Raw genomic sequence first — 14,553 nt, 5'->3', positions numbered from 1 at the left:
AAAGAATGTTCTTTCAAAATTGCACATAATTTGTATACAATATTTATTGGTCAAGCCCTCGACCTATTAGTATCAGTCAGCTAAATATGTTACCACACTTACACCTCTGACCTATCAACCTTGTAGTCTTCAAGGGGTCTTACTAGCTTACGCTATGGGAAATCTCATCTTGAAGGAGGCTTCACGCTTAGATGCTTTCAGCGTTTATCCCGTCCCGACTTAGCTACCCAGCTATGCTTCTGGCGAAACAACTGGTACACCATAGGTCGGTCCATCCCGGTCCTCTCGTACTAAGGACAGCTCTTCTCAAATTTCCTGCGCCCGCGACGGATAGGGACCGAACTGTCTCACGACGTTCTGAACCCAGCTCGCGTGCCGCTTTAATGGGCGAACAGCCCAACCCTTGGGACCTACTTCAGCCCCAGGATGCGACGAGCCGACATCGAGGTGCCAAACCTCCCCGTCGATGTGAACTCTTGGGGGAGATCAGCCTGTTATCCCCGAGGTAGCTTTTATCCGTTGAGCGATGGCCCTCCCACGAGGTACCACCGGATCACTAAGCCCGACTTTCGTCCCTGCTCGACTTGTAGGTCTCGCAGTCAGGCTCCCTTCTGCCTTTGCACTCTACGAACGATTTCCGACCGTTCTGAGGGAACCTTTGGGCGCCTCCGTTACTTTTTAGGAGGCGACCGCCCCAGTCAAACTGCCCACCTAACAATGTCCTGTCACCAGATTCATGGCATCCAGTTAGAATTCCAGTACTATCAGGGTGGTATCCCAAGGATGACTCCATCAAAGCTGACGCTCTGATTTCCTAGTCTCCCACCTATCCTGTACAGACAATACCGAAATTCAATGCTAAGCTACAGTAAAGCTCTACGGGGTCTTTCCGTCCAATCGCGGGTAGCGAGCATCTTCACTCGCACTACAACTTCGCCGGATTTGCAGTTGAGACAGTGCACAAGTCATTACGCCATTCGTGCGGGTCAGAACTTACCTGACAAGGAATTTCGCTACCTTAGGACCGTTATAGTTACGGCCGCCGTTTACTGGGGCTTAAGTTCACACCTTCGCTTACGCTAAGTGTTCCCCTTAACCTTCCAGCACCGGGCAGGCGTCAGCCCCTATACATCAGCTTTCGCTTTAGCAGAGACCTGTGTTTTTGTTAAACAGTTGCTTGTGCCTATTCTCTGCGGCCTGCTCTCGCAGGCACCCCTTCTCCCGAAGTTACGGGGTCAATTTGCCTAGTTCCTTAACTGCAATTCTTCCGCCGGCCTTAGGATTCTCTCCTCACCTACCTGTGTCGGTTTGCGGTACGGGCACTACTTCTCTTTCTAGATGCTTTTCTTGGAAGCATGGAATCAGATACTTCGGTTCCGTAGAACCTTCCCCATCACGCCTCAGGATTGTTAGAACGGATTTGCCTATTCTAACTCCCTAAACGCTTAGACTAGCATCCAATAGCTAGCACATCCTATCCTTCTCCGTCACACCATCGATAATAACGATAATAGTGGTATCGGAATATCAACCGATTGTCCATCGCCTACGCCTTTCGGCCTCAGCTTAGGTCCCGACTAACCCTCAGCGGACGAACCTTCCTGAGGAAACCTTAGGTATTCGGCCTGTAGGATTCTCACCTACATCTCGCTACTAATGCCAACATTCTCACTCGTAATCAGTCCACCGCTCCTTACGGTACGACTTCAGCCCGATTACGACGCTCCTCTACCGCTCACACAAAGTGTGAACCCGTAGCTTCGGTGGTAAGTTTGAGCCCCGGACATTTTCGGCGCAGGATCTCTTGACTAGTGAGCTATTACGCACTCTTTTAATGAGTGGCTGCTTCTAAGCCAACATCCTAGTTGTCTTAGAAATCCCACATCCTTTTCCACTTAACTTACACTTTGGGACCTTAGCTGACGATCTGGGCTGTTTCCCTTTTGACTACGGAACTTATCTTTCGCAGTCTGACTGCCGGACTGATAGTATCTGGTATTCGGAGTTTGATAAGGTTCGGTAAGCGCTATGCCCCCTAGCCCATTCAGTGCTCTACCCCCAGTACTCACATTTTCCGACGCTAGCCCTAAAGCTATTTCGAGGAGAACCAGCTATATCCGAGTTCGATTGGAATTTCTCCGCTATCCACAGCTCATCCCATGCTTTTTCAACAGCAACGTGGTTCGGTCCTCCACGAGGTTTTACCCTCGCTTCAACCTGGCCATGGATAGGTCACCCGGTTTCGGGTCTACAGCATGCAACTAGTCGCCCTATTAAGACTCGGTTTCCCTTCGGCTCCGTACCTTAAGTACTTAACCTTGCTACATACCGTAACTCGTTGGCTCGTTCTACAAAAAGCACATCATCACACACATAAGGTGCTTTGATCGGTTGTAGGCACATGGTTTCAGGTTCTATTTCACTCCCCTCCCGGGGTTCTTTTCACCTTTCCCTCACGGTACTGCTTCACTATCGGTCATCAGGTAGTATTTAGCCTTGGGAGGTGGTCCTCCCTGCTTCCCACAAGGTTTCACGTGTCTCGTGGTACTCTGGATCAGAACTTGATTGTTATAACTTTTACTTACAGGACTATTACCTCCTACGGTCCAACTTTCCAGTTGTGTTCGGTTAATTATAACTTCTCGTTAATGTTCTGTCCGCAACCCCAAAGATAAATCTTTGGTTTGGGCTCTTTCCCTTTCGCTCGCCGCTACTAAGAAAATCGATTTTTCTTTCTCTTCCTCCAGGTACTTAGATGTTTCAGTTCCCTGGGTTTACCTTCATAAAGCTATGTATTCACTTTACGATACATGGGGTTTCCCATGTGAGTTTCCTCATTCGGACATCTCCGGATCTCTGGCTATGTGCGCCTACCCGAAGCTTATCGCAGCTTATCACGTCCTTCATCGGCTCCTGATGCCAAGGCATTCACCATGCGCCCTTTGTAGCTTGACCTATTTATCTAATTTTAACAATTAATGAATAGTTCTTGTAAATACAAAGAATAATTCTTGGCTTGTTGTATTATATACAATTTATTATGTGCAATTTTCAAAGAACATTTTGAAAGACTTAGTCTTTCAAAATTGAACAGAAATCATTAAATAAACCTTCTTATATTAAGTAAGCATTCATTTTAATTACTAGTTAAACGTCTTGTTAACTAGATTTCTCCATAGAAAGGAGGTGATCCAGCCGCAGGTTCTCCTACGGCTACCTTGTTACGACTTCACCCCAATCGCTGACCCTACCTTAGGTCGCTGCCTCCCTTACGGGTTAGCTTACGAACTTTGGGTATTGCCAACTCTCATGGTGTGACGGGCGGTGTGTACAAGGCCCGGGAACGTATTCACCGCGACATTCTGATTCGCGATTACTAGCAACTCCAGCTTCATGTAGGCGAGTTTCAGCCTACAATCCGAACTGAGACTGGTTTTAAAGTTTAGCTCCACCTCACGGTATTGCGTCTCTCTGTACCAGCCATTGTAGCACGTGTGTAGCCCTAGACATAAGGGGCATGATGATTTGACGTCATCCCCACCTTCCTCCGCGTTAACCACGGCAGTCTCGCTAGAGTGCTCAACTAAATGGTAGCAACTAACAATAAGGGTTGCGCTCGTTGCGGGACTTAACCCAACATCTCACGACACGAGCTGACGACAACCATGCACCACCTGTCTTCCTGTCGCCGAAGCGACTTCCTCGATTAAGAGTAATTCAGGAGATGTCAAGTCTAGGTAAGGTTCTTCGCGTTGCTTCGAATTAAACCACATGCTCCGCTGCTTGTGCGGGCCCCCGTCAATTCCTTTGAGTTTTAATCTTGCGACCGTACTCCCCAGGCGGAATACTTAATGCGTTAGCGGCGGCACAGAAGCCATGACAGCTCCTACACCTAGTATTCATCGTTTACGGCGTAGACTACCAGGGTATCTAATCCTGTTCGCTCCCCACGCTTTCGAGCCTCAGTGTCAGTTACAGTCCAGAAAGCCGCCTTCGCCACTGGTGTTCTTCCTAATATCTACGCATTTCACCGCTACACTAGGAATTCCGCTTTCCTCTCCTGCACTCTAGATATCCAGTTTGGAATGCAGCACTCAGGTTAAGCCCGAGTATTTCACATCCCACTTAAATATCCACCTACGCTCCCTTTACGCCCAGTAAATCCGGACAACGCTTGCCACCTACGTATTACCGCGGCTGCTGGCACGTAGTTAGCCGTGGCTTCCTCCTTGGGTACCGTCATTATCGTCCCCAAAGACAGAGTTTTACAATCCGAAGACCGTCATCACTCACGCGGCGTTGCTGCATCAGGGTTTCCCCCATTGTGCAATATTCCCCACTGCTGCCTCCCGTAGGAGTCTGGGCCGTGTCTCAGTCCCAATGTGGCCGATCACCCTCTCAGGTCGGCTACGCATCGTCGCCTTGGTAAGCCATTACCTTACCAACTAGCTAATGCGACGCGGGCCCATCTCATAGCGGATTACTCCTTTTATTGCTGTTTCATGCGAAACTACAATCTTATGAGGTATTAATCTTCCTTTCGGAAGGCTATCCCTCTCTATGAGGCAGGTTGCCCACGTGTTACTCACCCGTCCGCCGCTAATCCACTCCCGAAGGAGCTTCATCGCTCGACTTGCATGTGTTAGGCACGCCGCCAGCGTTCGTCCTGAGCCAGGATCAAACTCTCAATAAAAAGTTTAATCTTGACTTACTTTAATAAAGAATTGCTGGTTTATTTTAATGTTTCTTCTGTTCAATTTTCAAAGACCAATTTTTCATTGTTGACCTTTTTGTCAACTTTCGTTTTATCTTGTCGCCCTCAAGCGACTTCTTAAGTATATCATTTAAATTCTTTCTTGTCAACAAGTTTTTTTAAGTTGAAATTTAATTTCTAAAACTTAATTTTTAAACTTGTTTGCCGCATCTCTCAGCGACGTATTTTATCTTATCATATCTAATATACTGTTCTAGTTATAAATATATCAGAAAAATAGAATTATATTAATAATTCTATCTTTTTCTTTAATTTTATAACTATTTCTTATACGGACACGCCTGGATAATATTACTTTATTTTATCTACTTCATTCATATATAACAACACTATAATTACAATTTTTATTTATAAAAAACAAAAAAACCATGTGAAAATAACTAAATTTACACATGATTTTTTATTAATAATAAATTTACTATCTATTATATGTTCGTATCATTATTACTATCTTCTTCTGCTCTTTCTAATAATTCATCTAAGCTATTATCTTCATTTACTAAATTATTTTCATTAGATTCAATTTCATTTTCATCTAAATCTTCATCATCACTATTTAATATTTTAGCTATAGCAACTATTTTTTCTTTTTCATTAGTCCTCATTAAAGTAACACCCATAGCAGCTCTACTTGTTGTTGATACATCTGATACATTTATTCTTATAGCTACGCCATTGGTATTTATAAGCATTAGTTCATCATCAACCTTACAAATTGTAGCTCCAACTAATTTTCCTGTTTTTTCACTAATCTTATAAGTTATAAGACCAACGCCACCTCTATGTTGAATCTTATATTCACTTACAGGTGTTCTCTTACCAAATCCATTTTCACTAATAACTAACAATTCTTCTTCATCCACAGCAATATCCATGCATACAGCTACATCATCATTTTTTAGTTTTATAGCTTTAACTCCAGAAGCAGTTCTACCCATAGGTCTAACATCTTTTTCATTAAATCTTAATGCATAACCATTTTGAGTAACAATCATTATATTAGCATCACCATAAGTAATCTTAACTTTTAATAACTCATCATTTTCTCTTAAATTTAGAGCTATTAATCCATTTTTTCTTAGATTCTTAAATTCATTTAAGTGAGTCTTTTTAACAATTCCTTGCTTTGTTCCCATAAATAAATATCCGTCTCTACGTTTATCCGTTATTGTTAATACTGTTTGTATTTTTTCATTTGGTTCAATAGCTATTAAATTAATTATATTAGTTCCTTTTGCTTGTCTTCCAGCATCAGGTATTTCATATCCTCTTAATTTATATACTCTTCCTCTATTAGTAAAGAATAATACATCTGAATGAGTAGAAGTTACCATTACATGATCTACAAAGTCATCTTCTTTAGTTGACATTGCTTGTATTCCTCTACCCCCTCTTCTTTGGGCTGAATATGCATCTGCTGAGATTCTCTTTATATATCCAGACTTAGTTAAAGTTATAACTACTTCTTGTTCTTGGATAAGATCTTCTATATTTATTTCATTCATATCTTGTTCAATAGAAGTTCTTCTTTCATCTCCATATTTATTCTTTATTTCTAAAAGTTCTTCTTTTATAACTCCTAGTAATTTTTCTTCACTTGCTAATATAGATCTTAAATACTCCATTTGTTTTAATAGTTCACTATATTCAGCTTCAATTTTATCTCTTTCCAAACCTGTTAATCTTCTTAATCTCATTTCTAAAATTGCTTGAGATTGTTTTTCTGAAAGATTGAACTCTTCTATTAAAGTATTCTTAGCAATTTCACTTGTAGCTGAATGTCTTATTATACTTATTACTCTATCTATATTATCTAAGGCTATCCTTAATCCTTCTAATATATGAGCTCTTGCTTCTGCTTTATTTAATTCAAAAGTAGTCCTTCTAGTTATAACTTCTTTTTGGAAGTTTATATAATGTACTAATACTTCTTTTAAGTTTAATACCTTTGTTTCATTATTAACTAAAGCCAACATAATAACTCCAAAACTATCTTGAAGTTTTGTATGTTTATATAATAAGTTTAATATTATATTTGGATTAGCATCCCTCTTTAATTCAATAACAATCCTCATACCTTCTCTATCAGATTCATCTCTTAAATCAGATATTCCAGTAATTTTTTTATCTTTTACTAAATCAGCTATATTTTCTATTAATTTAGCTTTATTGACTTGATACGGTATTTCAGTAATAACTATTTTATGTCTACCATTTTCTTCTTCAATATCTGATTTAGCTCTAACTACAATTTTACCTCTTCCAGTTTCATAAGCTGATCTAATTCCCGCATGACCCATTATAGTTGCTCCAGTTGGGAAATCAGGTCCTTTAATTTTAGTCATAAGTTCTAGTACGCTAGCTTCTGGATTATCTATAAGCATTATTGTACCATCTATTACTTCTCCTAAATTATGAGGAGGTATATTAGTAGCCATACCAACAGCTATTCCTGATGAACCATTAACTAAAAGATTTGGAAATCTAGATGGTAAAACTGATGGTTCTTCTTCTTCACCATCAAAGTTTGGCACAAAATTAACTGTATTTTTATTTATGTCTTTTAACATTTCAACAGCTATTTTATTCATTTTTGCTTCTGTATATCTCATTGCGGCTGCACCATCTCCGTCTACAGAACCAAAGTTTCCATGACCATCTACTAACATATATCTCATAGAGAAATCCTGAGCCATTCTAACTAATGCATCATAAACAGAACTATCTCCATGTGGGTGATATTTACCTAAAACATCCCCTACTATTCTTGCACATTTTCTATATCCTTTTTCAGGTGATAATCCTAAACCTTGCATAGAATATAATATTCTTCTATGAACTGGCTTTAAACCATCTCTTACATCTGGTAATGCACGACCTACTATGACACTCATAGCATAGTCTATATAGCATTTTTTCATTTCATTTTTTATATCTACAGGTATAATTTTTCCTTCATTAAATTCCATGTACTTCACCTCATATTAAGTACTAAATGTCTAAATTAACAACATTTTTAGCATTTTGCTCTATAAATTCTCTTCTAGGTTCAACTTTTTCTCCCATTAAGATAGTAAATATTTCATCAGCAGCCATTGCATCTTCAATATTAGCTTTTAATAAAATTCTCTTTCCAGGATCCATAGTTGTATCCCATAATTGAGTAGCATTCATTTCTCCTAAACCTTTGTATCTTTGAATATCTACAGAGTTATCTTTTCCACCCATATCCTGTAATACTGCTTCTAATTCAGCATCTGAATAAGCATATGATTCTTTCTTATTTTTACTTACTCTAAATAAAGGTGGTTGTGCAATATATACATGACCTTGCTCTACTAATTCTCTCATATATCTATAGAAAAATGTTAATAATAATGTTCTAATATGTGCACCATCAACATCGGCATCAGTCATAATTATTATTCTATTATATCTAATTTTTTCAATATCAAAATCTTTTCCTATTCCCGCTCCAAATGCAGTAACCATTGATCTTATAGTTTCCGAATTTAGTATTTTATCTAATCTTTGTTTTTCAACATTCATTATTTTACCTCTTAAAGGTAAAATAGCTTGGAATTTTCTATCTCTACCTTGTTTTGCAGATCCACCGGCGGAGTCACCTTCGACTATATATATTTCACATTCTCTAGGATCTTTTGATGAACAATCTGCCAATTTTCCAGGTAATGCTGTTCTCTCCAATACAGATTTTCTAGTTAATTCCCTAGCTTTCCTGGCTGCATCTCTCGCTCTAGCTGCCATTAAAGCTTTATCTATAATTATTTTACTAATAGCTGGATTTTCTTCTAAAAATGTTCCTATATACTCACTAACTATAGAATCAACTATTCCTTTAACTTCACTATTTCCTAATTTTGTTTTAGTTTGACCTTCAAATTGGGGATCCTCAATCTTAACAGATACTACTGCTGTAAGACCCTCTCTTATATCATCACCAGCAAAATTTTTATCATTTTCCTTTATAAATCCAAATCTTTTAGCATAATCATTAAATGCTCTAGTTAATGCGGTCTTAAATCCAATTAAATGAGTTCCACCTTCAATTGTGTCAATATTATTAGCAAAAGAAAATAAATTTTCTGTGAATCCATCGTTATATTGAAGCGCTAATTCAACTGTTACTTTGTCTTTTAATCCTTCTACATATATTGGTTCTGGATGTAGTGTTGTTTTATTTCTATTTAAGTAAGATACAAAAGATTTTATTCCACCTTCATAATGGTAATTATCTTTTTTATTATTTCTAGAATCAATTAACACTATATTAATTCCTTTATTTAAAAAAGCTAATTCCCTTAATCTTTGAGATAATATATCAAAGTCATATTCAAGTTCATCAAAAATTTCTGCATCAGGTTTAAAATATGTCGTTGTACCACTTTCTTCAGTGTCACCAACTTGTTCTAAGTCATAAAGTACTTTACCTTTACTATATTCCTGTTTCCATATATGTCCTTCTCTTTTTACTGTAACAACACATTTCTCTGAAAGTGCATTAACAACAGAGGCACCAACCCCATGTAAACCACCAGATACCTTGTATCCTCCGCCACCAAATTTTCCACCTGCATGAAGTATTGTCATTATTACTTCTACTGTTGATTTATGCATTTTAGGATGCATACCAACTGGCATTCCTCTTCCATCATCAGATACTGTAATAGAATTATCTTCATTGATCTCAACTTCTATATTTTTACAATAACCCGCTAAAGCTTCATCTATACTATTATCAACTATTTCATATACTAAGTGATGTAGTCCTCTAGAACTAGTACTACCTATGTACATTCCTGGTCTTTTTCTAACAGCTTCTAACCCTTCAAGTACTTGAATCTGATTTTCATCATATCTTTGATTATTTTGTTCCAAAACAGACTCCTCCTAAATTTTAAAAATATTTATAACTAAAATTTTAATTTATGAATTATATTCTATATCAGTTCTTTTAGTTAAAGTTCCCGATGATATAGGTGAAAGGTATATCTTACTCATCTTATTAACCTCAGCAATAACAAAAGATTTAGGTTTTTCTTTAGTAATTCTTTCTACGAATCCATCTTCTTCTGCTAATCTTAAAAATTGTATAGTATCTGAACTATACATAGTATTTTCTAAATCGAATATTCCAATAATATCTTTTATAGGAACTACAACATTTTCTCCTAAATGCAAAAACACTATATATTCCTCCTTTTAATCAACTATTTCTCCATTGCATACCTTAAATATTCTAGATTTATTATCTAAGTAATCTTCTAAATCATTTATACCGGTACAAGTAATTATTGTTTGTATATCATTAAGAGTGCTCAATACATATTTCTTTCTATTTATATCGAGTTCTGAAAGAACATCATCAAGTAATAAAATTGGATATTCTCCTGTAATTTTTTTGATAATCTTTAGCGAAGAAAATTTCATAGTTAAAACTGCAGTTCTTTGTTGACCCTGAGAACCAAATTTTTTTACGTCTATATTATTTATTAATACATTAAAATCGTCTCTATGAGGACCTACTGATGTTAATCCTTGTTCTCTGTCTCTTAATAAATTACTTTTTAATTTTTCTAAAAACGCATGTTTAAAATTATCTTTAAATTTTATTCCTGAATCATATTTAAAGATTATTTCTTCTTTTCCTGAAGTTATTTCATCGTGAATAAATTTTCCATAATTATTTATCTTATTTATATATTCTAACCTTTCTTTTACAATATAATCAGCATATTCTATTAATTGTAAATCATATATTTCTAGAATATCCTTATTAAAATCTCTTGATCTTAAAATTATATTTCTTTCATTCAATATTTTATTATATTGAACTAGATTAAAATAATATTTTTTATTTATTTGACATAACTCCATATCTAAAAATTTTCTTCTTACTCCAGGTGATTCTTTTATTATCTTTAAATCCTCTGGAGAAAACATAACTACGTTAAAAGTTCCAAAAAGTTCTCCTATTTTATTTATTTTTATAGAATTAACTTTTATAGCTTTTTTACCATCTCTTAAAATTTTTATATCGATTCTTTTATCTAATCTTTTTTTTCCTACAAGTAAACTTATATATGCCTCGTTCTGCTTCCAATTTATTAAATCCTTATCTCTTGATGTTCTATGGGATTTAGCAAATGCACAATAATATATTGACTCTAAAACATTAGTCTTTCCTTGAGCATTGTCACCGATAAACACATTAACACCTTCACTAAGATTTAACTCTAAATTATTATAATTTCTATAATTAGCTAACATTATCGTTTTTATATACATAAAATACACCTATAATTAATTATATCATAATAGAAAAGTTATCGCCTGTTTATTAAGAAAATTAAGAAACTCTATTAAACTATTTCATATTTTTCATTTTCAAATTCTACGATATCTCCAACTTTTAATTTTTTTCCTCTTTGAAGACATATATCTCCATTAACTTTTATTAAACCTTCTTGTATATAAATTTTAGCTTCTGATCCTAAAGAAGCTATTCCGCTCCATTTTAGAAATGCATCTAATTTTATAAATTCAGTACTAATTTCAATTTTATTCATTTTCTTGCATAAATATTAATAAATATTTACTTCCTCCTTATCTCATTTGTCTTACTGGTAAAACTAAATATTGTGAATTTTCTCCATCTTTTTCTTTTATAACACATGGACTTACCCCTGATGTCATTTCTAAAATCACTTCATCACTTTCCATATTTTTAAGAACATCTAATAAATATCTTGAATTAAATGCAATTTCTATTTCATCGCCTTGCAAATTTATTAAAACTTCTTCCCTAACTTTTCCCAATTGAGAATTTGAAGTTATTATTATCATTTCTTCTTTGATATCTAGATTAATTAAATTATTATTTCCGTCTTTAGCCATTAAAGATGCTCTTTCAATACCATTTTGAAATTCTTCTTTATTCACAGTAACTAATAATTTATGCTCTTGAGGTAGTAATGATTTATAATTTACAAATTTTCCATCTAATAATCTTGATATAATTTTAGTATTTTCTAAATTAAATAATATATGATTATTAGTGAAGGTTATATCAATATTTTTATCTTGATCTTCTAGAATTTTTGATACTTCAACTAAAGTTTTTCCTGGAATAACTACATCTAAATCAATATCATTATCTAAAAATTCACTTCTTATAGCTAATCTATATCCATCAAGTGCGACTAAATTTAAAGTTCTATCTTTAACTTCAAACAATATACCTTGTAAAATAGGTCTTGCTTCATCTTGTGCAATAGAAAAAGATGTTCCTTTAATCATATTTTTTAGAATACCTTCATTAACTTCTACTTTTAAATCTTCATTAATGTTAGGTAAAGATGGGAATTCATCAGCATTCATGCAAACAACATTGAAAACTGACTTTTCACAAGTTATTTGTATTACATCTTCTTTTATTGTTTCTATTTTTATATCAGAGTTTGGAAGTTTTCTAATAATCTCTCCAAATATTTTAGCATCAATAACTATTGAACCTGTTTCTAAAACATCTGCTTTAACTAATGTTTGTATACTAAGATCCATATCTGATCCTATTAATTTTAATCCATCATTAGTTGCATTTATATAAATGCCTTCTAATACTTTCATTGTTGATTTTCCTGTAATAGCTTTTTGAACTACAGAAATACCATCTAATAATTTATGTTTTTCACATATAAAGATCATAAAAAATCCTCCTTAATTATTCACATATATTTTTTTATTTTAATTAGAATAGATATATATATTATTTAATAGTAATAGTAGTAGGGACTGTTAATTTGTTGATAAGTACTTGAAACTTAGTAATATCAACAGAATTTTATGCAAAAAGATTGTGGATAAGTCAGTAAATAAAACCTCATCTTATCCACAGTTTTCAACAGAATATTATTAAAATATTGTTATCCACAAGTTATTCAATACTTATTATGTACATATGTTAATTAATTTTGAGTAACCTTCTTTGTAATGTCAGAAACAGTATGCTGTAAGTTCTCATCATTCTTTAGATTCTCAGATATTTTTTCATAAGCATGAATTACAGTAGTATGATCTCTACCACCAAATTCTTCTCCTATTTTGGGTAAAGACATGTCTGTTAGTTTTCGACTTAGATACATAGCTATTTGTCTTGGATAAGCTACATTTCTAGTTCTTCTTTGAGATTTTAAATCATCTATTTTTAGATTAAAGTAATTAGCGACGATTTCTTGAATTGAAGCTATAGTTACGTGTTTTCCTTGTTTTTTAGAAATTATATCTTTTAACGCTTCTGAAGCTAAATCAACAGTAACTTCTCTATTAGTTAAAGATGAATAAGCAATTATTCTTATTAATGCTCCTTCTAATTCTCTTATATTAGATTTTATTTTTGTAGCAATGTATCCCATAACTTCATTTGCCACTTTTAAATTTTCTACATCAGCTTTTTTCTTAAGAATTGCCATCCTAGTTTCAAAATCTGGAACTTGAATGTCCGCAATTAACCCCCATTCAAATCTAGATCTTAATCTATCTTCTAATGTTGGAATTTCTTTTGGTGGACGATCAGATGATAGGATTATTTGCTTATTTGCATCGTGTAGTTCATTGAATGTATGGAAAAATTCTTCTTGAGTACGTTCTTTTCCAGCTATAAATTGAATATCATCTATAAGTAAGACATCTACATTTCTATATTTTTTTCTAAATTCTTCGTTTTTGTCATCCTTTATAGCGTTTATTAGTTCGTTTGTAAACTTTTCAGAAGAAACATAAACGACTTTAGCTTTAGTATTATTTTGTAGAATATAGTGTCCTATTGCATGCATTAAATGCGTTTTGCCTAGTCCAACACCTCCATATATAAATAAAGGATTGTAGGCTTTAGCAGGAGCTTCAGCAACAGCTAATGAAGCAGCATGAGCAAATCTGTTACTATTACCTATAACAAATGAATCAAAAGTATATTTTGGATTTAAAGTTGAAGACATTTCATCATTTACAATTATATTTTTCTTAGAATTTTTATTTACGTTTTTGCTAATTTTATCAGAATCATTTAAATCCTCTTCATTATTAATGTCTGATTCTATTAAAAATTCAATTTCATATAATTTAGAACAAACAGCTTCTATAGAATTAGCTACTAGACTTTTATATCGTTTATCTAAAATATCTTTAGTAAAAGAATTTGGAACGCTTATTTTTATACTGTTATCAGATATAGAAATAGGTTCACAACTTTTAATCCAAGTGTTAAAACTGACTTCACTCATTTCACTTTTTACTATATTCAAGGTTTTTTCCCATAATTTATTTAGGTCAGCATCCATCTTTATCCTCCAAATATTATTTAAAAAAATTTTTTCATTGTATATATATAAATTATCAACAACATATTAACAATATAATAAACAATACATTTTAATTGTTGACTAAGAGAATAAACTTATACACATGTGGATAACTTATTTAGAAAAAAAATTAAACTATATACTTATCAACAGTTATAAAAAATATATATAAACAGCTATATAAATAGTATATAATTTGAATTATAGTGAAAAATATAAAATAATTTTAAAATATAAAATTAAAAGTAAACAAGTTATTCACAATCTTATCCACAGCTGTGGATAAAAAAATATTAAATTAAGTTATTCACAGTTATAGTAATTATAATAACATAAGTAAATAGGCAGATTCAATAAGTTATCCACAAAAAATATTATGTTTAATAAAATTTATCAACA

Annotated in this window: 7 protein-coding genes and 2 rRNA genes; all 9 read right to left on the bottom strand. The window is 34.0% G+C overall.

Translation table 11 applies throughout. The features are described 5' to 3' along the window. Window positions 1–46: 46 nt before the first annotated feature. The 9 genes from BGI42_RS00045 to dnaA all read right to left on the bottom strand — a co-directional run bounded on the left by BGI42_RS00045 (window position 47) and on the right by dnaA (window position 14,133). Window positions 47–2,955: ribosomal RNA gene (locus BGI42_RS00045) — 23S ribosomal RNA — on the bottom strand. Between the two features lie 224 nt (window positions 2,956–3,179). Continuing rightward, a 16S ribosomal RNA gene (locus BGI42_RS00040) occupies window positions 3,180–4,693 on the bottom strand. The 16S and 23S rRNA genes sit together here, the layout of an rRNA operon. Before the next feature lie 506 nt (window positions 4,694–5,199). After that, window positions 5,200–7,743: a DNA gyrase subunit A gene (gene gyrA / locus BGI42_RS00035; protein WP_069678395.1), complete on the bottom strand. Its 2,544-nt coding sequence runs from the start codon at window positions 7,741–7,743 to the stop codon at window positions 5,200–5,202. 22 nt (window positions 7,744–7,765) lie between these two features. Continuing rightward, the gene (gene gyrB / locus BGI42_RS00030; RefSeq protein WP_069678394.1) at window positions 7,766–9,673 is read right to left on the bottom strand and encodes a DNA topoisomerase (ATP-hydrolyzing) subunit B; all 1,908 of its coding nucleotides are present in this window, start codon (window positions 9,671–9,673) and stop codon (window positions 7,766–7,768) included. 48 nt (window positions 9,674–9,721) lie between these two features. Beyond that, window positions 9,722–9,982, bottom strand: a complete 261-nt coding sequence (remB, locus tag BGI42_RS00025; RefSeq protein WP_069678393.1) for an extracellular matrix regulator RemB — start codon at window positions 9,980–9,982, stop codon at window positions 9,722–9,724. Window positions 9,983–9,997: 15 nt separating this feature from the next. Continuing rightward, the gene (recF, locus tag BGI42_RS00020; RefSeq protein ID WP_069678392.1) at window positions 9,998–11,083 is read right to left on the bottom strand and encodes a DNA replication/repair protein RecF; all 1,086 of its coding nucleotides are present in this window, start codon (window positions 11,081–11,083) and stop codon (window positions 9,998–10,000) included. Window positions 11,084–11,157: 74 nt separating this feature from the next. Beyond that, the gene (locus tag BGI42_RS00015) at window positions 11,158–11,364 is read right to left on the bottom strand and encodes an RNA-binding S4 domain-containing protein (RefSeq protein WP_069678391.1); all 207 of its coding nucleotides are present in this window, start codon (window positions 11,362–11,364) and stop codon (window positions 11,158–11,160) included. 37 nt (window positions 11,365–11,401) lie between these two features. Further along, complete coding sequence (gene dnaN, locus BGI42_RS00010; RefSeq protein WP_069678390.1) at window positions 11,402–12,502, bottom strand: DNA polymerase III subunit beta; 1,101 nt, start codon at window positions 12,500–12,502, stop codon at window positions 11,402–11,404. A gap of 260 nt (window positions 12,503–12,762) precedes the next feature. Next, the gene (gene dnaA / locus BGI42_RS00005; RefSeq protein WP_069678389.1) at window positions 12,763–14,133 is read right to left on the bottom strand and encodes a chromosomal replication initiator protein DnaA; all 1,371 of its coding nucleotides are present in this window, start codon (window positions 14,131–14,133) and stop codon (window positions 12,763–12,765) included. Window positions 14,134–14,553: the final 420 nt, after the last annotated feature.

The organism is Clostridium taeniosporum, from assembly GCF_001735765.2.
Lineage (GTDB): Bacteria > Bacillota > Clostridia > Clostridiales > Clostridiaceae > Clostridium > Clostridium taeniosporum.
This window is presented reverse-complemented; position numbering and strand designations above follow the sequence as displayed.